The following is a 22,590-nucleotide window of genomic DNA, read 5'->3' as shown; positions in this document are numbered from 1 at the left end:
AAAGACCTGTCATCAGCACTGCAATGTTACGCGGCTTCGCCATCTGGATCTGCAGTCGGTTTAATTGTTTTTTATAGTATGATACTCTCCCGGATTGCAGCCGAATCTTCTGCGGAAGGCACTGGCGAAGCGGCTGGGATTGCTGAATCCTGCCATCTCTGCAATCTGGGTCATGGAATACTGTCCGCTCTGTACCAGAGGGAAGCTTTTGTTGGCACGGTATTCTTCCAGGTATCCGGTGATCGTTTTTCCGGTCATTTTTTTGAAAAGACGACAGCAGACTTCTCTTGATAAATGAACCTGATCTGCCAGTTCCTGAAGGGAGATGACTTCTGCAAAGTGGATATTAAGATAATTCAGCATTTTTTCCAGACGTTCCAGTTCCTGTTGATTGGCTGGAATAAATTTTGTCAATTCCTGTCTGTGCTCGTACAGGATCATGCTGAATACTTCGCAAAGAAGCCCCTTGATCTTCAACTCATAGCAGAATGATTTCTGGTCAAACGCTTCTTCTACCTGATTCAGTTTCTGAAGGATTTCTTTTCCGTTTTCATCTGATTTCATCAGGTGGATGCAGGGAACTGCTGAATTTTGCAAAAACGGGCGGAAGCATTTCCTCTCGACATCGCTGCCGAAGTCGCCATACAGAAAATCCGGTCTTACAAGGATCGTACTGTAACGGACATGTTCATTTCCCGGCGAACTGCAGCTGTGAGGCACATTTCGATTCAACAGAAATCCCTCTCCCGGTCGGACTCGGTAACTTTTCTGATAGACCTGAAAAATCGCCTCGCCTTCCCGTAGAAGATTGATTTCCAGATCATTATGCCAGTGGATCGGAACATTTTTTCCCTCAAATGACCATAGATCATCATGATTTACTGTCATGGGAAAGGTTTCTGTTCCATGTTTCTCAAGTTCTCTTCTGGCACTGTCCACCAGGATCGTTCTTTTTGCCATCTTACGCTTCTCCATTTTCTTCTATTTTTATAGACCGTTTTATCTGCTTTTATAATCAAAAAGAATTCTTGTATTATCATAAATAATTTTGCTGATCTGGTCAATATCTGTATCATAAACAGCAATACCGGAATCGCATTTTACAATCTGTTTCTCTATAATGGGGCGTGCAGTAAAAAGCACGCAATATAAATACTACAGGGAGGGTTACTTATGTCCAGAACAAAGTCAAAAGAAATGGATCTCACTGTCGGAAATCCGTTCTGGTCGTTATTGAAATTTGCAATTCCAGTCATTCTCGGAAATTTATTTCAGCTTTTTTATACACTTGCTGACTCTGTGATCGTCGGCAAAACACTCGGAGCTGACTCGCTTGCTGCGGTCGGTGCTACCAGTATCATTATTTATTTTGTATTCTGTTTTATCAATGGATTTACGGGGGGATTCGGGATCTGTCTCGGACAGAGATGTGGTGCAAAAGATGAAAAGGGTATGCGAAAAAGTGTTGCCGCATCTACGCTTCTCAGTATTATTTTTACGATTGTGCTGACTCTGATCTGCTGTCTTCTGGCACATCAGATCCTCAGATGGATGCAGATTCCGGACGATATCTCCGGGGAAGCTTATGATTATATGTTCGTGGTTCTTCTCGGAACGGGCGCGACTGTTTTTTACAATATGATCTCAAACATGCTACGTGCACTTGGTGACAGCAAAACGCCACTTTATTTCCTGGTGTTTTCTTCTGTTTTGAATATTTTTCTGGATGTCCTGTTTATTGTACCGTTCCATATGGGTGTTGCGGGAGCTGCCTGGGCTACAATCCTTTCGCAGTTTCTCTCCGCAGTCTTAAGTCTGATCGTCGGGCTGAAAAATTTCCCGGTACTTCACCTGCACCGGGATGATTTCCATGATCTCAATGGAACGATCGTGCTGCATCTGAAAACGGGATTTCCCATGGGATTCCAGATGTCTGTCATGTGCATCGGACAGCTTGCCATGCAGACCGTTGTGAATTCTCTCGGTACTGCCGCTGTTGCAGGATATACCGCAGCTTCCAAAGCAGACCAGCTTTCCGTGCTCGTAAACAATGCCATGATGACAGCAATCTCCAACTATGTCGCCCAGAATTTCGGTGCAGGCAAAAGAGACCGTATCCGTCAGGGTGTGCGGGCCTGTCTGATACAGACAGAAGCGTTCAATCTGATCATGTGTATCGGTATCCTGCTGCTGCGTCATCCGATCGTGCAGATGTTCCTGTCTGATCCTACAAAGGAGATTTATCATTATTCCGATATGTATCTGACTGTCGTTGCACCGTTTTATTTTATCCTCGGGCTTCTTGCCGTTTACCGTACTTCCATCCAGAGTATGCAGAACGGACGCGCACCTTTCGCAGCCTGCATGATCGAACTGGTCATGCGTATCGCCGCTACCGTAGGACTTTCCGGTATGATCGGATACACTTCCGTCTGTATCGCCAGTCCTCTTGCATGGATTGGGGCCTGCGCTCTGCTGATTCCGGTTTACTATAAGATGATGCGTGAAAATGTACCTGAACGCTCTGCGTAGGTATCTGTCTTCTTTATATGCTCTCGTCCATCCGCAGGGCAATGGATGCCACCAGCTGATCTACCTTGAAAGGTTTCGGCAGGTGAGCATTCATACCGGCTTCTCTGCATCTGGCAACATCTTCTGCAAAAGCATTGGCAGTCATAGCTACAATCTGCACCTTCTGTGCATCCGGTCTGTCCATAGCACGGATATTACGTGTCGCCGTATATCCATCCATAACAGGCATCATGACATCCATCAGAATTGCATCATAATAAAAAGGTCTGCTCTGTTCAAATATCCGGACTGCTTCCTGACCGTTAACGGCTGTTCTTACAGTACATCCTTCATGCTTCAAAAGATATTCCGTAATCTCCAGATTGAGCATGTTATCTTCCACCAGAAGAATCTTCATGCCATGCAGGCTTTCTTTATGTTCCCCCTGACCGGCCTCTGTTGATTTATTTTCTGTATCCCTCTGAAATGGAAGAATAACAGTAAAAGTGGTTCCTTTCCCTACTTCGCCTCTGACAGAAATACTGCCACCCAGCATATCCGTCAGCCTTTTCACAATAGGAAGTCCCAGTCCTGTACCGGAAGCTGTATTTTCCTGAGATGCTTCACGTGTAAAGGGTTCAAACATTTCTTTCTGGAATTCTTCACTGATTCCTAATCCAGTATCCTCTATCACAAACCGGACAGTAATGCCTGTCTCATCATCTTTATCCTTTTCTGCAACTGCAGTAATACTTCCATTTGGTCGATTATATTTCACTGCATTTGATAAAAGATTTGTCAATATCTGACGCAAATGCGTGGAACTGCTGACAAGAGCACAGTCCTCTTTTTCAAGACAGTTCTCAAGTGTAAAAAGAATTCCTTTTTCTTCTGCCTGCGGAGCAATGATCTCATAACACTGTTCCAGAAGCTCATCAAGACGAAAAGCACTTTCCACAAGATGCATTTCTCCACTCTCCAGCCTGCTCATATCCAGTACATCATCTACCAGTGAAAGCAGATACCACGCAACTGTCTGACACTTTGTACGAATATCTTTCAGTTTTTCTGTGTCGCTGGAAAAATGCTCTGCAATTTCCAGTAAACCGATAATACTGTTGATCGGTGTACGGATATCATGGCTCATGCGGGCCAGGAAATCAGATTTTGCCGTGCTTGCATGCTGTGCCTGCGTGTATGCTCTCTGCAGTTCATTTTTCTGCTGTTCCAGAATAAGATTTGCTTTTCGGAGTTCTTCCTGCTGCACAAGCTCCTGCCGTCTTTTTTCAAACATGATCTGATCTACCAGTAGCTCTTTCTTATAAAGGGCATCCATATCACAGACAGAGATCAGCCACATTTTATGCCCCTGATGATCTTCAATGTCTTTCTTGACAATTCTTACCCACAGAGAATCATTCTTTGCACGCAGATGTATTTCCACACAATCAGAAAACTCTGCAAACTGCTCTTCTGAAAATTTATTTTCATAAAGTAACGCCGTCATGGAATTCTTTGTCGCCGCTTCAAATTCCTCTGCTGACTCATACCCCAGCATCTTCACAGCCAATTCACTGATCAGCTCAATTGGCAGCCCATTTTCATAATAACCGCCAATAATTCCCACTCCATGGTTTTCACGCAGCAGAGCCGGAATATTTTCCTGCAGCTTTTCGCTGATATGTGTTTTTTTTCTTATGAACAATGGTTCCTGATATCCACTTTCTAACATCCTTCTGTAATCCCCTTCTCCTTAATCTTCAGATTCCAGATTTTCCGGAATTGCTTTTGTCACGGTATCAATTACGATCGGCTTGGACAGATGTGCATTCATCCCGGCATCCAGTGCAGCCTGTACATCTTCTGTAAAAGCATTTGCTGTCATTGCAATGATCGGAATCGTCTTCCCATCCGGTCGTTCCTCCATATGTCTTATGCTTCTTGTCGCCTCATATCCATTCATCCGCGGCATCATGATATCCATTAATATTACATCAAAAGTGCCTGCCGGATGGTTCTGGAACATCTCTGTAACCTCACATCCATCTACAGCCCTTGTGACATGCATACCCTTATCCTCCAGCAGCATGATAGCAATCTCGGCATTCAGATCATTATCCTCTGCCATAAGTACTCTCAGATCTTTTGTATCTCTTCTGTAATGGTGTTCTTTTTCTTCTTTTTTTATAGGTTCAGCCAGTTCCAGCGGCAGATTAACGGTAACAGTCGTCCCCTTTCCTTTTTCACTTTCGACTTCAATCGTACCGCCCATCAGTTCCACATACTGTCTGGCAATAGTCATTCCAAGACCGGTTCCCTGATACTGTGTCCTTGCACCTGAATTTTCCTGTGAGAATTCATCAAATATATGTTCCGTAAATTCTTTGCTCATACCAATTCCTGTATCCGCTATACGGTAACGGAACATCAGATGCTGCAAATCGGTTTCTGATTTCCACGAAGTCTCAAATGTAATGCTGCCACCATCGTTGGTAAATTTTATGGCATTACTCATAATATTGATCAGAACTTCACGTATCCGCACTTCATCGGCCAGAACATAATGATTCAGCGGCTTGCCCCGATGAACGATAAGCTCCAGATCCCGGTTGAACATAAGGCCTCTGGTAAGATTTAACACCGTATCTGTTATCGCCATAATATCAACCGGTACCGGCATGTATCGAAACTTTCCACTCTCTATACGGCTGATATCCAACACATCATTGATCAGCGCCAGCAGATAATCTGAGCTCTGCTTTACTTTTTCCAGGCATCCTCGAACTTCCGGCTGGGGATTATTCTTCAAAGCAAGATCCGTAAATCCCATGATCGCATTCATAGGCGTACGGATATCATGCGACATATTGACCAGGAATGTTGATTTCGCCTTATTTGCCGCATTGGCCTCATCTCTCGCAAGCTGTAATTCTTTCTGCATGTTTTCCAGTGCTGTATTTGCCTTCTGTACGCTTTCCAGGTCCTCTGTTTTCTTTGTCAGTTCATCCTGGTCCACGATAAAACTCCAGACTTCCTCTACACCGTCTTTATTTCGAATAAGTCTTCCTCTGTCTTCGATGCTTTTCCACTTTCCGTCTTTGCAGCGGATCCGATAATGCATGGTATACATTTTTCCCGCATAAACAGCCTGCAATGCCTGCGGTATTTCACGGCTGATATCTTCATGATTCAGGATTTCTGCCATGCATCCGCCGGAAACTTCCATCAGTTCTTCTGCTGACGCATACCCCAGCATGTCGGCAAACTGGTCAGATATCTTGACAAATGTAAATTTTTCATCAAATTTACCAATCTTGAAGCCTCCATGAATGGCTTCTGACATGGTTTGAAGGCGAATTTCTGTTAAATGTTTCCGCTCAAGTTCTTCTTTCTTTTCTTCGTCTATATTTCGAATTGCAAACAGAAACTTCTCTACTTTTCCTTCTTTATTGCGCAATTGAACAATAAAAGATACGGAATGCCAGGTTCCATTTATATCAAGAAAATCCGTCGCTATATTATCTGTTTTTTCCATTCTTTCCTGAATAGTCGCAAAATCAAGAAATTCCTTTACTGCATTTCTGTATGCTTCCACGCTGACCCGGTCTGCGATCATCAAAAATGCCTGCTGGGCTCCGCTGTTTTTCTTCTTTTCTGTCGCAAATGCCTGTTTTGAATATAATTCATAATAGGTATCTGCCTGCAGATCAACCGTAAAAATCTGCTCATAAATACTGCGAAGCGCCTGCTCCAGATTAATTTCTTTCTCTTCTTTATCCTCCATTGTCTGTTTCCTTTCTGTATCTTTCTCAAAATAAAGGAATATTCTATTACATAAACTGAAAATTTATATGCAGCATATTTTTTATTCTGCTGTAATACCGTGATTTCTTATGAAAAACGGCACATACTCGTTTAAATTATATGATGAAAAATTTTGATTTTCAAGTAGCATTCTATACATTTATGGCTGTTATCCACTGTAAAAAATCCCGAAGGTTCTGATTCAGGCCTTCAGGATTTTTCTGTTCTGCTTCTGCTCTTTATTTTTCTGCCGCCTTCTCGGCGTATTCTGTTGTTACGAGATTTTCGTATGGTACACGTTCGTTCAGCTCACCGGCATCTTCAAGGATGTCTTCCAGAAGTTCGAAACTCTCTTTTTCGAAGATAAGATTGGATTTCCAGGTATCCTGATCGTAGTAGCGTTTTACGATGGTCGTAACTGTATCGAGGTCAGTTTCTGCAAACTGCGGAGCGATAACTTTCGCGATTTCTTCCGGGGTATGGGTCTGGACGTATTCCATGCCTTTCTGGAGAGCGTTTGTGAATTTCTGGATAACTTCAGGATTTTTTTCCATATAACTGGTCTTTGCACTGTAGGAAGTGTATGGAACATAGCCGGAATCTACTCCGAGCGAAGCGACAACATATCCTGCACCTTCTTTTTCCAGTGCTGTCGCGGACGGCTCAAATTCTACGGTAAAGTCCGCCGAAGCATCACCTGTAAAAGCCGCCGCCGTGGAACCGAAATCAATGCTCTGGTCAATGGTCAGGTCTTTCTGCGGGTCAAGGCCGTTTTTACGGAGAATGTATTCAAAGACCATTTCCGGCATGCCGCCCTTACGACCGCCGAGAACCTTCTTTCCTTTCAGATTTTCCCATTTGAAGTCAGTCATTTCTTCCCTTGCCACAAGGAAGTTTCCGGCACGCTGGGTAAGCTGTGCAAAGTTCACTGCCGGGTCAGTGGCACCTTCCTGGTATGCATAGATGGATGCTTCTGCTCCCATAAATCCGATATCTGCCTCACCGGAGATCAAAGCAGTCAGAACTTTATCCGCTCCGAATCCCGTCACTAACGTCAGATCCAGACCTTCTTCTGCAAAATATCCCTCTTCGATTGCCACATACTGCGGTGCATAGAAAATCGAATGTGCCACTTCATTCAGTGTAACTTTCGTAAGCTTCTCCTCTGCCCCGTCTTTCTTCGCAGCAAATACTCCCATCGGCAGCGCCGTCACCGCCAGAACGACTGCCGCCGCCAGTGAAATCCATTTTTTATTTTTCATGCAGATACTCCTTTAAAGACTTCTGCTGTTAGGATATGCATAATTAATTAATTGGTGACCAGGGAGCAATGTTTTCTCGCAAAGTGAAAGGGGCAGGCAGCTTTCCGGTACGGGCTGCATCTTTGACGGCGGCATCGGATTTAGCATGCAGTACGTTTCTCGATGCAGGAATCTATTTCCCGATGGTCACCGTCCCCTATAGAATCAAATATATTAGATCAAAAGTAAAATATACTTGACTTTTATAATAATAAATGCTACTTTATAATCATCAGGGAGGTGAAGCGGTCTTGCCAAAGAATATTGCTATCAAAGTAGCACGAGCACAAAAGGATATGACGCAGAAGGCACTGGCGGAGGCTGCCGGTATTTCGCGGCAGACTATGAATGCGATTGAAAAGGGAGAATACAATCCAACGATCAAGCTATGCCGCAGAATCTGCCGTATCTTAGATAAGAGTCTGGATGATTTATTTTGGGAGGATGATGACGATGAAGAAAACGAAGAGTAATCTGGATGAATTACAGGAACTGAAACTTCTGAAGATCGAACACAATGGATGCTGGCTGGCTTTCTGGGGATTACTGGCTGTAATGTTAATACAGATAGCTATAGGAAACGACAGCAGACAAAATCTTGCCGGAGAATGGATCGTATTTATGTGCCTTGCCGCATATCTTACGATCGGATGCATAAGAAACGGTATCTGGGATCGGAAGCTGAAGCCGAATTTCAAGAACAATATCATAGCCAGCAGCATTGCAGCATCTGTTATGGGGATTTTGTGGTTTATTATCTCCTATCGGAATTATCACAAACTCGCCGGTTCTATTGCAACTGGAGTTATTATGTTTCTATCTATAGAAATCTTGTGTTTGATCGCATTAACGATTTCTTCCAGGCTGTATAAAAAAAGACTGAAAAAGCTTGAAGAAATTGACGAAGACTCTACGGACGATAAATAAAAACTGCCCTGGATCAGATATCCGGAGCTGCAAAACAGCGGAAGTATCATTGCTGATATTTCCGCTGTTTTATAATTTGCATTAATCCATATACGTCTCTACGATTTATTCTCTGTGCCCCGAAGAATGGTATTTTCCCGGATTGAAGCCAAACATTTTCCGAAATGCAAAGGCAAAACGACTCTGATTGCTGAACCCGACCATTTCGGCAATCTGTGTCATAGAATACTCTCCACTCTTCACCAAAGGAAAACTTTTGTTCGCACGGTACTCTGCCAGATATCCGGTGATTGTTTTACCTGTCAGTTTTTTGAACAGTCGGCAGCAGACTTCTTCTGATAAATAGAGCTGCTCAGACAACTCACGCAAAGAAGTACCTTCCGCATAACAGGTATGAAGATAATCCAGCATTATTTCCAGTCGTTCCAGTTCCGTACGTTTCACCCGCACAAATCTGCTCAATTCCTTCTGATGTTCCTGAAAAATCATGTAAAATGCCTCACGCAGAAGTTCTTTTCCCTCCCGTTCACAGCCATCTGTTTTCTGATCAAACAATTCCTCCACCTGTTTCAGTTTCTGTAAGATTTCTTTTTCATTTTCGTCTGACTCTGTCAAAAAAACACAGGGAAGCACTGCATTCTGCAGAAATGAGCAAAAATAAGGAGGGGCATCATCTGTATCCTCATACAGAAATTCCGGCTTTACAAAAACAGTACTATAACGTGCATGTGCATTCCCAGGCGAATTGCAGCTATGTGGTATATTTCGATTTAATAAAAGTCCCTCTCCTGCTTTGACAACATATTTTTTCTGATAAATCTGGTAAACGGCCTCTCCTTTTTCCGGCAGACAGATTTCCAGCTCCTCATGCCAGTGAACAGGAACATTCTTTTCCTCAAACGACCAGAAATCATCATGATCAACCGTCACAGGAGTATCTTCTGTTCCCTGCCCCGAAAACATTTTTCCGGTACTTTCTGCCAGCATGTTTCTTTTTGTCATCTTACAATTCTCCAATTTTCTTTATATTGCTGCCCTATGTTGCAACTGCATCTCTCTATGCCTGCACTTCCTCTCATTCCGATGTACGCAAATCTGCAAAAGGATTATATCTTTCGACTTTCTTGCTTAGATTTTAATTTGTCTTCATACATTTTAATGTCTGCCTCATTCAGCAGATCAGAAAGACTGGTCTCCGGATAATCCTCTGAAAATGCATAGCCACAGGCATAGTTAATTTGAAATTCACTGCGAAGGCCATTAAACTTCATAATCATCTCTTTAATCTTTTTTACCATCTCCTCGGCCTCTTCTCTGCCGGAAATGTCCTCTGCTATCACAATAAATTCGTCTCCACCAAATCTTCCTACAAAATACTTAAGAGGAACCACTTTTCTCAGTAATTTTGCAAAATTCAGAATCATAATATCTCCCATTTCATGACCAAGTGTATCATTCACTTTTTTCAGATCATTCAGATCCAGCATAAAACAGGCCGTTGGTTTCGAGATATTCAGGTGCGAGGACATCATCTCTTCGCATTTATTTTTGTTTGGAAGCCCTGTAGCCAGGTCAATATAGGCTTTTTCATTAAGTTCACTGTTATATTTCGACAGACGTAATGCCTTGCGGCTGGAATATACATAATAAAGAAACAAGAGCATAAGTAATGCAAGCACAACCGCCAGAACCATTATCACAAGAATCACATGTTTCTGAAGAAACTGCCGGACATTCATTTCCGGATTTGCATATCCATTGACGATCAGCGCTTCATGAATATCCATGTCTTTAATGCTTGCCAGTCCTTTTTTCAGAAAGCTGTACATCTGGACATCATCCCGCCTTGTCACCAGACTGACTGGAACTTCATATCCTGTATTGGAAATATTCAGATCTGACAGATTCTCAAACTCATTGCGATACGCATAATAGGTATCTGAGCACATCAATGTACAGGATGCTTTTCCTGATTCCACTGCATCCACACATTCCTGCCTGCTCTTGCAGGTTATGATCTCTGCATCAGGGAAATGTTCCTGCACACAAAACTGCTGCAGCGGACTGTCTTCAATGACCGCGATCGAAGAAGTCGTTTCTGTATCATAGGTATCTCTGTAGATTACCATAAGATAGCCTGATGTCAGATTTCCGGAAACCATCAGATTATTTTTTTCTGCTGTCCAGTAACCGCCATATACAGGAAAAGCCGTATCGATTTCCCCATTCTGCAATGCATCTGCCATCTCATCATAGCCATCAAATCTGACAGGTTCAAAGGTAGCACCATACCGGTCTTTCATATGATCAATAAATGTAGATAAAAGTCCGATCATCTGACCACTGTTTTCATCCCAGTCCGAATATGGAAGTGTATCATTCGTATAACCGACTTTTATTACCTCTTTACCTTCCAGCCATTCTTTGTCCTCTGCATCAAGACTGGCAGAAGCTGCTGAGGTTTTTCCATTATATTTCAGGTAAACTTTCTCATTATAATACCAGTCCGACTGCAACGTTCTTGTAATGGCATTATTTAATTCTTCGTACAACTCCGGACTTTTTTTACTTACTGCAAAATAATATGGGGAATATCCGATTTTGAGAATGGAATTCCAGTGATATTTCAAGATTTCTTTCTCAGCAACCGTTGTAGACACAATCGCATCCAGTTTGCCGCTGTTCATGTCATTATAGCGTTCTGAACTGCTTTCGTAAAGTTTAATCTCGCAGTCAATCTGATTCTCTTTACACCATTCCTCAAACAGATCGACCTGGACGCTTCCCTTGTTGATTCCAACTTTTGCGCCCTGCAAAGTAGAAAAATCTGTTGCACTGATATCCGTCCTGTCCTCACGCACAAACAGATAGTAATATTCTCTTCCCTGTTCCTCCCTGGCAAAGTTGATATCTCTGGCACGTTCTTCTGTATAGGACAGATCACCCATAATATCAATTTCGCCATTTTTCAGCATTTCGAGAAGTTCGCTGAAGTTACCGTTGACATATTCATATTCCCAGCCTGCATAATAAGCAATCTGCTGAAGATATTCGTATCCGTAACCGGATTTCGGCTGATCTCCTTCTCCTTCCTGATATCCCGGATAAATGAGGTATCCAACTCGTACTTTCTTTAATGCACGATTTTCATCTTCTGCTCCTGCTGCCCGAGAATTCACAGGAAAGCATGTAAAAATCATAAACACCACAATCAGTAAAATGCCTACATTTAATCTTATCTGTCTTTTTGCAGTCATCTCTTTCCTACAAATCCTTTCTGTTTTTCCATACATAGACATATCTGTATCTCAGCCAGTTTTTCCAATTTAATGATTTTTTCTCAGCAAGCAGCTTTTCAAGGAAGCTGTTCACAGTACGCTCCTCATATGGTTCCAGTTCTATCTCACCATAGATCATTTTTTCAATCAGATCACAGACGCGGCTATATTCGCCTTCTTCCATATCTTCATATCGCTGCGCAAGCTCATGATCCGTTTCCTGTGTATTCCATCCAAGCCGTGCTTCAATACCTATGATATCCAGATAATTGTATATTTTTCTTTCTATCCAGTGGATTCTCCTGCTCTGTTCAGCACTTCTGCTCATCTTCGCATCCTTCCACAGCAGATAGCCCCGAATTCCCTCTGCAAGTACGATAAGCAGTACTCCGAGCATAAACAGTACCGCTATTATGCCAAGACAGATCGCTGCTACACTTCTCACAGTTGGAAGCATTTTATCCCGGAGATTTTCTTTTGTGTTTCCCTCCAGTCCGGTGACCTGTTCCGCCCCAAACGAATTATTTTTCAGAAACGCATTTTTCTGTGCCATATCCGGGGAACCTACCATTTTCTGTAACGCTACAGCATCGTAATAGTATCCCGGAGAAACATCCAGCGGCATCCATCCGATTCCGTCAAAATAGGCTTCAACCCAGGCATGTGCATCTTTGCCGGTAAGCGTGAGCTCTGCTCCGCCATTCTGGGACATTGTCTCAGAAGATACATAATATCCCTCCACATATCTGGCCGGGATTCCATGCACGCGCAGTGCATCTACCGCTGCCGATGCATAAAGCATGGAATTTCCCCTCTGCGATTCTGTAAGAAAATACTGCACCGGATCTTCTCCCTCCGGGGTCTCTTCCGGTTCTTCTGTATAGCTTACGGTTTCTTTAAGTACTTTCCGGATCTGACAGATCGCACTGTAGATTCCGTCACTGTCCGATGCATAATCATCCCAGAACACAGTGCGGATCAGATCAGCAGTTTCTGTATCTACATCTCTGTATTTTTCATAAACAAAAGAGCGATACACTGCCTCTGCTTCCAGATAGGACTCCTGATCTTCTGTCTGTGGAGCACTCACCCAACTGTCTGTTACCATCAGCTCTGATGGTCTTGTCGATGATATTTCATCCAGTGCATATTTCTTTGTGCCCAAAAGCGCCTTACTGAAAAGTCTGGTGTCTTTTTTTTCGGATAATTTTCCACTTCTTACCAGATCCAGCGAAGCCGGTGCATACACATAGTATCTTGATGCTCCGGTCACCTTGACTTCAATCCTGTTTTTTTCCGGCTTATTTTCATCGGTACTGCAGGTATAATAATCCGAAACCTGCGTAAGAGGATCAAAACCTTTTTCATGAAGCCATTCCAACATGCCGGCATGCTCTTCTCCATACGCAGAATCTGCAAGCGGATTCCAGATCCCCGCCTCATATTCAGCACCCACAAAGCCTTTAAGATACAGATTCTTCTGCTGCTCTGTCCGTACCTGAAGCATACTTCCGTTTTCTTTTTGAAGTTCATCCGCGTGATACAGATTTCCTTCCGGCAGTGTGTCCCTGCCGTATCTTATCTGATGGACAGTTTCCTGTACGCTCTCACGTATCTGACTTACCATGGAAATCTCCTCTGAAGATACAGTTCCTCCAAACACACACATAACCACCAGAATTCCACCAGTCCATACGATCCCTCTGAAACTGATCCGTAAATTCCGGTCAGATATCCACAGACCACTCAAGGATGCCAGAAGCAGTCCACAGGCAATGGGATGCAAAACCGCACAGAACAGCTCAATCATCAGCCACAGCAGACAGAACAGATTCGCCCACACAATATGATATCCGGCAACAAGTATCCAGGCAATCTGTGCAACTGCCAGTGTCAGAAACAAAGTAAATACCAAAATATCACTTTTTCCCGCATTGACTGAAAAAAGTGCCGCACCGCCCTTATTTATTGTATTCCATCTGCTGATCAATACATTGATCCAGGCTTTTGCACCTGTGGTTATTCCCTGCAGTCTGGTCATCACAGCCAATACTGCCCATGGAAGCAGCATATACAGCCCTCCCAGTGGATTTTGTTTTTTTCGTATATATGCCAGTATACAACCGGCAAGTCCAAACAATGCAGTCAGCAGCATACTGCCGCCTGACGGAGCTGTCTCTCCCCATCCTGCCCTTATTCCACTCAGAATCCCACCTGTCATGAGCAGTGTCAGAAACAAGATCCACAGAATCTGTCTGTCATATCTTTCTTCTACACCGGAATACAGCTCCTGAATCATAACCGGTGTTTTTTTCATTTTTGTTTTCATTTATATTTCCTAACATATAATCCGATAGGTTCTATCGTTTTTGTGAGCAGCCGGAATCTCCATCAATTCACAGCTGCCATTCCTGCTCACATAAACATCCTCTCTGTTCTCAGATGCATTCAGTACCGTAACACTGATCTGCCCATCCAGAATGCTGAGATTCTGATCATACTGTCCGGCAGACAGGATCAGAAGTCTTGTAAAACAATGCTCCAGATGCTCTGTTATAAACATTTTTAATCCGTCCCCACTGTTTTTCTGTACCCGCATGGCAAGCCACTGAGAAAGCATCCGTCGATAATCACTCTGATTTCGTACTTCTACCAGTCTGATCCCCGATGCGGACGGAAATGCCATACAGAAAGCAACTCCCTTTGCTGCAAGCTGTCTGCATACTGCTGCACCGATCCCGACTGCTGCATTCAGCTCTGTCTCCGAGGCTGATTCGCCTGCCTGTTTCAGACCAAAATCCGGCAGAATCACCATATGATAACGTGAAGGATCGCTTGATTCCCGAAAAATCAGGGTGTCGGTTTTGCTTGAAAGTTTCCAGTGAATCGAGCGCACATCATCTCCCGGCATATATTCACGTATATCAAACGTTTCACTCGGATCATTTCCTTTGCGGCTCTGCACCAGTCCCTCATCCTGTGACGCTCCGACAAATTTTCTGGAAACCTCCACCCTGATCGGGGCATCTTCCGGATAGATCACGGTATGAATCGTCCGAAGGTTCTTTCCCGGAAAACGAAACAGTTTAAACAGATCCGAAATCCATACACCGGCGGATTCAATATTGATCTCTCCACTCAGATTTGCAGAAATCGGAATTTCAAAGCTTTCTTCCGTATGCTGCAGATGCATCTGTACTTTACGCTGCTCCACTGTATCAAACATTTCATTCCTGACAACTGCATCAAGAAGGATCTGCCCTGCAACCAGCATTCTATGCTTTGAAGAAGTTTTCAAAATCAAAGAAGCTGTATTTCCCTGACGTACCGCAGGTCTGATCTCAAATTCAGTTTGCAGATTCCGGGCATCCCGACGCAGAAGAAAAAAATCTCCAACTGCCACTCCAAGCATCAGGAGCAGTGCATACAATAAAAACGGCCTGCTGTAAAAAAACAGAAGCACCGCACATCCTGCCATGACCAGAATATATCCAAGTCGGTTTTTCCACATATCCGCTTACCTTTCTTCCACAGAGGAAGGCTTGATCTTTTTCATAATGTCTTCCAGAATATCTCGCGCATGGACACCTTCTACCTGAGCCTGCGGGCGCAGCACCAGTCTGTGCGCACATACATCACAGAATACATTCTGTATATCCTCTGGTATCACATAGTTTCGCTCCTTCATAACAGCACCTGCTTTTGCCATTCTGATCAGTGCAGAAACACCTCGCGGTGAGATTCCCAGCTCTACCAGTGGATGTTCTCTGGTCTCTTCACAGAGCAGGACCGCATATTTCAGCACACTGTCTGCAATCCGCACAGAAGTAAGGTAATTCTGAATTTCCAGGATATTCTGTGCACTGGTAATCGTTTTCAGATCCATAAGTGGATTGCTGTAACGCTGAGCACGAATGATCTTCATCTGATTTTCCAGTGTCGGATAACCGATGGAAAGACATACCATAAAACGGTCAAGCTGGGATTCCGGTAATGGCTGTGTTCCTGCAAAACCTAACGGGTTCTCCGTAGCAATACAAATAAACGGAACCGGAAGTTCATGTGTCACTCCATCCAGACTGATCGTATGTTCCTCCATAACTTCAAGAAGTGCAGACTGTGTTTTTGGAGAAGTACGGTTAATCTCATCTGCCAGAAGTAACTGGCAATTTGCTGCGCCCTCCCTGTATTCAAACTGATTGTTCTCCCTGTTGTACATATTAAAACCGGTGATATCAGACGGCAGCGTATCTGTTGTGAACTGGATACGCTTATTGCTCAGCCCAAGCACTTTTGCAAATGCCATAGCCAGAGTTGTCTTTCCCACTCCGGGGCAATCTTCCAGCAGCACATGCCCTCCTGCATAAATTGTCATCAGAACTTTTTCTATAATGTTATTTTTACCGATAAAGGCTTTATCTACTTCCTCGATAATTTCTCTTGACTGCTCAACGATCATTCCTGTATCTCCTCCTCGCTTCCGGCCGGTCCATCTGTCAGATCATTCTGTCCAGCCACAGTGTTTCCTTCTATACTGCTTTCTGTCTCTTCTGCACTGTCCGGGGCACCTTCATTCTCCGTCACCTCTGTCGGACTGTCTTCCGTTTCCTTCTGTGTATCTTCCTCCATATCTATGGTTTCCGGATCTTCAGAAATCACGACTTCTTCATCCTCTTTGGTTCCGTTCTGTTCTCCACTTACAAAAATTTCTTCTGAATCTTTTTCTGCTTCCTGCGGTGCAACCGATGTAACTGTTTCCAGTCCCATCATAAGCCGCAGTCGGTTTTCTGCCGGAAGAAGTTTTGTTGCAACAGCCCGGTCAATCTCTTCTTCTGAAGGCTCTGTGCCATTTCCGGAAGCAAGCAGATCTTCTCTGACTGCCTGACGTACCTCGTCCAGATCTGTATATCCGGCAAGTGCATATCGCCATTCCTGAATATAAGTTTCCTCACTTCCCTCCGGAACATGGATTTCCAGCTGCTCATCTGTGACTCCAAATTCAAAAATCTCTCCACTGTCATTCTTCAGTAAAGAAGGCGGTGTAGTGCTCTCAAAATTCAGCGTAAGCTTACTGATCTTCACACCTGCAAACGCGTCTGAATAAATTCCGGATACCGTGTCCGGAATATTCAGATATCTCAGTTTTCCACCTTTTGAAAAAGCATTGCTGCCTATATAATTAATAACCGTATAATCCGGAAGTTCCATATCATAGGTCCATGCCAGATCCAGTTCTTCTACTTCAGTCGGAACCTTCAGTAAAGTAACTTCCCAGTTACTGTAGCGATAATGATACATATCCGTCGGTTCCTGCACCAGTGCAGTTCCGAGCATACTGCGAACGTAGTTTTCGCCCTCAAGAAGTTTTGCTTCTACAAGCTGCATCGTTACTTCATCAGATGGAAATTCCCATGTATCCCAGTCCATATTCTCCCACTGGACATCTTCCCACATTCTCGTATAAGCGGTCTGTTCAAAAACAGAGAAATATCCGGTTGCGATATAACGCCATGCTTTAATATAAGCCATTTCCGAGCCTTCCGGAACATGTATATGTAATTTCTGTGCCTCTTCTTCCGCTGTCCACTCGTAATTGAACTGATACCCCTGCGAACCAAAGATAACCAGCTCTGCCGGGGTCGCCCCATCAAACGTGATATCTGTCAGACTGTCACATCCTGTAAATGCTCCGGAATACAATGTGCCTCCGCCTAAAGTATTGTGAAACCTTACTGTTTTCAGAGACGTACAGTTATCAAAGGCATTTTGTCCCATAGAATACTGATTCTGCATGATTTCAACAGAAGTGATATTGGAGCAGCCGGCAAATGTACTTTCTCCAATATATGCAGATGCGCCTGCCTCGACAGCTCCCAGCATCACAATATCGCCGCCAAGGTCTGCATCCTGGAAAGTTCCGCTGTCCAGAACCCACAGTTCCGTAAGTTCCTCCCAGTTCACGGTATAACTTCCTGATGGTGCATGAGAATCTGCCATCGAATAATTAAACATCTCCACCGTTGTCACAGGAAGCGATACCTGATCCGCAACGCTGCTGCCACTTCGCAGCCCAAGCCATGGCTGCCAGTCATCATCCACACCGAAGAGCATATAATTTCCGTCACCGATATCCACCATATCGTAGCCGCGCACACCAGATTCTGCTGTAAAGCTGATACAGTTTTCGGTATAGCCATCTGATCCGGTCGGTACATAAAAATAACGGTTTCCACTGGCATCTGAAATAACCGGCGAATATTCATCCTGCATCACAGCCTGCATGGCATTAGAGCCAACAAATCGCAGGGAATCACATCCATCCAGTGACATATTTCCTATATAGATCGAATCTTCTGTACTGATAAACAGACCCTGCAGTGAAGTACAGTTTTTGAAAGCCTGATATCCAATTGAATTTACCGTTTCCGGAAGGGTTACCCACTTCAGTTTGCTGCAGTTTTCAAATGCATTGTCCCCAATTGCAGTGACCATAATCTCACTGTCATCTTCCAGAACCAGATTTCCATCAAACAAAGTCAGAGCATCCGGAACATCGATCACGGTAATGATTTCTTCATCATTTTTATCTGCAATTGAATAGCGGATTCCCTCTTTTGATGTACCCACAAGCTCGATGGAAATCTCAGCAGAAGCACCGCTCTGCTCAATCTGGTCTGCTATTTTATAAAACTGCTCTGCTGAGTAGCAGCGGATCGTAGCGAGATCACTGTCCGCAAAACAATTCTTTTCCAGTGTCACTGCTTTGCCATCCTGTGGAAGGTTCAGTGTTGTAAGACCACCTATCCCATTAAAAGCACCTTCCTGTATCACACAAGTTCCATTTGGCATGGAGAAACTGCTTCTTCCGGTATGGAGAACTCTGCGCAGTTTTCCATCATTGCTGATGATTCCTTCATTTTTTATAGTATAGGTAATATCCGGTGCATCTTCTGCAGCCACTGTATTATTTTGATCCTGAGAAAAAACCGTGGAGTTCTGCTCCATAAATGTATTCAGAAGATCATTCTTCACGACCGTCTTGCAGTTGCTGAGGTTTTCATAACTGATCTGCGGCATTTCATCCAGAATTTCTGCCCTGAGTTCCAGCACAGAGATCTGATTTTCTTTGGTCAGAAGCACTTTATTCACAGTTTCCGGCACTGTCAGTGTCTGCATATCATATGGAATTCCCAGATAAGAAGTTCCTGTCTTATCTGCCAGTACTCCGTTTTCCAGTGCCTGATATTTCAGGTTGTCCGAACTTACCCGGTATCCCTTTCGGATTCTCAGACCTCCGGATGAATTATCTACATAGAAAACCGTATCCGGAATCTCCAGATAATCGATTTCTTTGTCCGCATCCGCATCAAAGATCACAGCCTGCACATATTGTGGTACAGTCAGGATCCGATGCATTCCGTCTGCATCCAGTTCTGTTGTAATAGCTTTTTCGGTGCAGTTCGTCAGTGTCTGAAGATAAGTAAGATTGGAATATTCTTTTCCTACATCATATGTATCTGACATCCACTGCAGTACAAATCTGACTGTATAGGCAGAATCCAGAGCAACCCAGTCCGCCGGTTCCAGAATATGACGTCCTTTTTGCGAACTATAAAGCCAGGGTACCAGTTCTCCGTTTTCTGTCCATCCGGGAAACAGTGCTTTCAGTTCATCTCCCTCTACCAGATTTCTCTGCAGACGCAGAAGATTCATCAGACTTCCAATATTCGGAAACTGTTCGTCATTCATGATATTGTCTGTATCGATCTGCTGATTTTCCTGTGTGAGCTGTTCTGATAAAATGAAAATACGATTTTGTTTTACCTCATACGGCACCAGTTCCTCCAGCCAGTTTGTGTCGGATTCTGCTAGTCGGTAAGTAACGCGGATAAACATTTCTCCCTCATCTATATTATCCGGGATCGTTACCGGAAAAGAGTTGCGCCAGGTCTTCTTTCCATCAAAGGAAACTCCCTCAATACGTACATATTTATCCAGTGCATCATCTCCCCAGAGATAACGTACTCCATCTTCACCATAAACCATCGTCTCCAGTGCATTATAGATATCTTTTTTCTCAACAGACTGTCCGACATACAGAGAACTTCCTGTCGCACTTGTCGACTGCCGGATCACAATACTGCTTCCACCATCCTCTGTGTTTTCATTTCCCGGCTTCACGCCTTCTGTATAAGGTTTGCTGGTGATCTGTCCCAGACCGCCTCCCGGATTCGGATTCGCTTTGGTAGATTCAGGATCTCTCGCGGAATCCGCCGGTCTGGAAGTAGTTCCCGGTGCTGGTGTCGGAGTTACAACATCTGCTGTATTTCCACCATTTCCGCTGTTATTGTTGTTTCCATTATTTCCTGTATTGCTGTCAGACCGTGATGGTGTCTTAGTCGGATCTGCCGTACTGGAACTGCCGTTCTGTGAGCCGGAAGAATTTCCTGATGAAGACCCGTTTCCTGAAGGATTCACACTGACTCCTGTTTTTGTTGTCTGCGAAGGATCATTCAGAGAAGCATTTGCATCCGAAGCATTATTGGTAAGATTATAGACCTGATCCGGCTGTTCGGCCGGCTGCGATTCCTCATCCTGACTGCTCGTATCCGTGCTTCTGTTATTCAGAACACCTGCTGTTTCCGTATGTATCTGCTCATTTTCAAACAGATAATCTGCCTGATTTTCCAGCTGCGTTCCCTCTGCAGTGTCCTTTTCTTCATTATTCTTTTTGAGGAGCTGGCTTTCATTTCCGTCTTTCTTTTTTTCACGGCCTGTTCCGGTTTCCTCATCATTAAATACAACCTGATTTACCTGCAGCTCCTGTTCTGAATCTGACGGCTTGAATCCTGTTCCTGCTCTATAGGAAGATGCCAGTGCAACCGTGCCTGCCGCCAGAACCGGTACTGTGATCACTGCAATCCCTATCTTCTTTTTCTTCATTTATCGTCCCATCTCTTTCTCTCTGAGAAAAACTCCAATATTGCGTTGCAAAGCCTGATAATCTACGGGTTTTGCATAATGTGCATTCATACCGCTTTCCAGTGATTTACGCTCATCTTCCACAAATGCATCTGCGGACAGTGCGAAGATCAGTATTGTTTCTGCATCTGCCCGTTCCAGACTGCGGATCTTCCTTGCAGCTCTTCGTCCGTCCATTATCGGCATCTGCACATCCATCAGAATAAAATCATAATAATTTTCCGCGTGGGAAGCAAACATCTCCACCGCTTCCTGTCCATTTTCTGCAACATCAACTTTTGCCCCCATCTTGGAAAGAATCTCTACAGCAATCATTGCATTGATCTCATTGTCCTCTGCCATTAGAATGTTCCGTCCATGGAAAGCAGCTTCATTTCCATTCTGTACTTCTTCCTGAGTTTCCTGCTGTCTTTCTTCTTCCAATGGTGCCTCTGCCGTTGGAAGATGTAAAAATACTGAGAAATCAGAGCCCTTTCCCGGTGTACTCCGGACAACGATCTCACCGCCCATCAATTTGACCAGATGATCCGTAATTGCCATCCCCAGTCCGCTTCCGCCGTATGTCCTGGAAGTATCACTGCTCTCCTGTTCAAACGGGCGGAAAATCCGATTGATAAATTCCGGCTCCATGCCGATTCCTGTGTCATGCACACAGATCATCAGGTCTGCCATACCTTCCTGCTGCATCATTTGTCGAAACGTTACGGTTATTTCGCCTTTTCTGGTAAATTTTACTGCATTGGAGAGAAAGTTGATAATAACCTGGCTGATTCTGAGTTCATCACCGATCACATAGTCGACTGTCATATCTTCAAAATTTACTGCATAATGAATTCCCTCTGCTTCCAGATTTCTGGCAAACATATCATATAGTTTCTGTCCCAGCCTGCGAAGACTGAAACTTTTTTTCTCCAGCTCTACTTTGCCTGCCTCAATACGTGACATATCCAGGATATCATTGATCAGTGCCAGCAGATGTCCGGACAGTTCTTCTGCTTTATTCAGATAGTTTCGTGCCGGAGCTTCATCTTCAAGACTGCTCTCCGCCAGTGTCAGCATACCCATGATTCCATTCATCGGAGTACGGATCTCATGAGACATTCTGTTCAGGAAAGTCGTTTTGGATTCACTTTCTTCCTCTGCTTTGCGAAGCGCCTCTTCGTACTGTGCTATCTTTTTATGTATATCTGTAGAATCCAGAAAAGACATAAGATGGTATTTCCCGTCATCAGCACCGCTCAACGACATTCTCAGCCATCTTCCATCGTTCATTTCTATTTCGTAATGTTCCGGAGAGCTTCCGCTCCAGGCTTTATACTGTTTCCAGATACTATTGCTGCGCTCGCTTCCCTGACAATTTCTGTCCAGACTTGTCACATCCCGCTGTACATGCTCAAATGAAACTCCCAGCAGTGTTTCCAGATTTTCAGTCGCATACACCGGCATCAGATCACTGCAGCGTATCACAATACACGCTTCCTCTTCACGAACATTCAGTTGTTTCAGAAACACAGCCTCCGATCCATAAAAAGCCTGCCGCTTTTTTGCAGGTACTTTTTTCTTCAGGCTGCTGCCAAGAAGAAATACGCCCGCCAGTACTTCCACACTTCCAATCACCACAAGTGAAAAATTATTTCCAAGTGTTGTCAACAGATCCGCAATCGCATCCAACTTTTATCCCTCTTCCTAAGCGCTGTCCGCCTATTTTTCATTATGCATTAATAGTTAAACTACTCTTATCTTATCTATTATAAACGAAAAAGCGTATAAATCAAACATATAATTAT

The 22,590-nt window shown here is 43.9% G+C and carries 14 protein-coding genes; 3 read left to right on the top strand and 11 right to left on the bottom strand.

Annotated features, from left to right (window positions below; genetic code table 11):
- Positions 1-60: 60 nt before the first annotated feature.
- Positions 61-960, bottom strand: a complete 900-nt coding sequence (locus KQI91_RS07755) for an AraC family transcriptional regulator (RefSeq protein ID WP_216392272.1) — start codon at positions 958-960, stop codon at positions 61-63.
- A 213-nt stretch (positions 961-1,173) separates the two neighbouring features.
- On the opposite strand from KQI91_RS07755, the gene KQI91_RS07750 reads away from it, so the two are divergent.
- On the top strand, positions 1,174-2,532 hold the full coding sequence (locus tag KQI91_RS07750) for an MATE family efflux transporter (protein WP_216392271.1): 1,359 nt from the start codon (positions 1,174-1,176) through the stop codon (positions 2,530-2,532).
- A gap of 13 nt (positions 2,533-2,545) precedes the next feature.
- On the opposite strand, the gene KQI91_RS07745 is transcribed toward KQI91_RS07750, so the two are convergent.
- The 3 genes from KQI91_RS07745 to KQI91_RS07735 form a co-directional block, all read right to left on the bottom strand.
- Entirely contained in the window at positions 2,546-4,243 is a 1,698-nt protein-coding gene (locus tag KQI91_RS07745) for an ATP-binding protein (RefSeq protein WP_216392270.1), read from the bottom strand.
- A gap of 21 nt (positions 4,244-4,264) precedes the next feature.
- Positions 4,265-6,295: a PAS domain-containing hybrid sensor histidine kinase/response regulator gene (locus KQI91_RS07740; protein ID WP_216392269.1), complete on the bottom strand. Its 2,031-nt coding sequence runs from the start codon at positions 6,293-6,295 to the stop codon at positions 4,265-4,267.
- 259 nt (positions 6,296-6,554) lie between these two features.
- Positions 6,555-7,577 carry an ABC transporter substrate-binding protein gene (locus KQI91_RS07735; protein WP_216392268.1) on the bottom strand — a complete coding sequence of 341 codons (1,023 nt, stop codon included), beginning with the start codon at positions 7,575-7,577 and terminating at the stop codon, positions 6,555-6,557.
- Between the two features lie 290 nt (positions 7,578-7,867).
- Between KQI91_RS07735 and KQI91_RS07730 the strand changes: the two genes are divergently transcribed.
- On the top strand, positions 7,868-8,089 hold the full coding sequence (locus tag KQI91_RS07730) for a helix-turn-helix transcriptional regulator (RefSeq protein ID WP_216392267.1): 222 nt from the start codon (positions 7,868-7,870) through the stop codon (positions 8,087-8,089).
- Positions 8,070-8,543 (top strand): DUF6773 family protein, encoded by a 474-nt coding sequence (locus KQI91_RS07725; protein WP_216392266.1) that lies wholly within the window; start codon positions 8,070-8,072, stop codon positions 8,541-8,543. The genes KQI91_RS07730 and KQI91_RS07725 overlap by 20 nt, the downstream gene beginning before the upstream one ends.
- A 105-nt stretch (positions 8,544-8,648) precedes the next feature.
- Here KQI91_RS07725 and KQI91_RS07720 read toward each other — a convergent pair whose 3' ends face one another.
- The 7 genes from KQI91_RS07720 to KQI91_RS07690 form a co-directional block, all read right to left on the bottom strand.
- A complete protein-coding gene (locus KQI91_RS07720; protein WP_216392265.1) occupies positions 8,649-9,545 on the bottom strand; it encodes an AraC family transcriptional regulator in 897 nt (298 codons plus the stop codon).
- Positions 9,546-9,649: 104 nt separating this feature from the next.
- Positions 9,650-11,800: a transporter substrate-binding domain-containing diguanylate cyclase gene (locus KQI91_RS07715; protein WP_216392264.1), complete on the bottom strand. Its 2,151-nt coding sequence runs from the start codon at positions 11,798-11,800 to the stop codon at positions 9,650-9,652.
- A gap of 7 nt (positions 11,801-11,807) precedes the next feature.
- The gene (locus tag KQI91_RS07710; RefSeq protein ID WP_216392263.1) at positions 11,808-14,150 is read right to left on the bottom strand and encodes a transglutaminase-like domain-containing protein; all 2,343 of its coding nucleotides are present in this window, start codon (positions 14,148-14,150) and stop codon (positions 11,808-11,810) included.
- Between the two features lie 9 nt (positions 14,151-14,159).
- On the bottom strand, positions 14,160-15,332 hold the full coding sequence (locus tag KQI91_RS07705; RefSeq protein ID WP_216392262.1) for a DUF58 domain-containing protein: 1,173 nt from the start codon (positions 15,330-15,332) through the stop codon (positions 14,160-14,162).
- 6 nt (positions 15,333-15,338) lie between these two features.
- Positions 15,339-16,280: an AAA family ATPase gene (locus KQI91_RS07700; RefSeq protein WP_216392261.1), complete on the bottom strand. Its 942-nt coding sequence runs from the start codon at positions 16,278-16,280 to the stop codon at positions 15,339-15,341.
- Positions 16,277-20,764, bottom strand: coding sequence for a leucine-rich repeat domain-containing protein (locus KQI91_RS07695; RefSeq protein WP_216392260.1), 4,488 nt, complete (start codon positions 20,762-20,764; stop codon positions 16,277-16,279). The genes KQI91_RS07700 and KQI91_RS07695 overlap by 4 nt, the downstream gene beginning before the upstream one ends.
- Positions 20,765-22,474, bottom strand: a complete 1,710-nt coding sequence (locus KQI91_RS07690) for an ATP-binding protein (RefSeq protein WP_216392259.1) — start codon at positions 22,472-22,474, stop codon at positions 20,765-20,767.
- Positions 22,475-22,590 lie beyond the last annotated feature (116 nt).

The sequence above is a fragment of the Blautia sp. MSJ-19 genome, assembly GCF_018918125.1.
Classification (GTDB): domain Bacteria; phylum Bacillota; class Clostridia; order Lachnospirales; family Lachnospiraceae; genus Blautia_A.
This window is presented reverse-complemented; position numbering and strand designations above follow the sequence as displayed.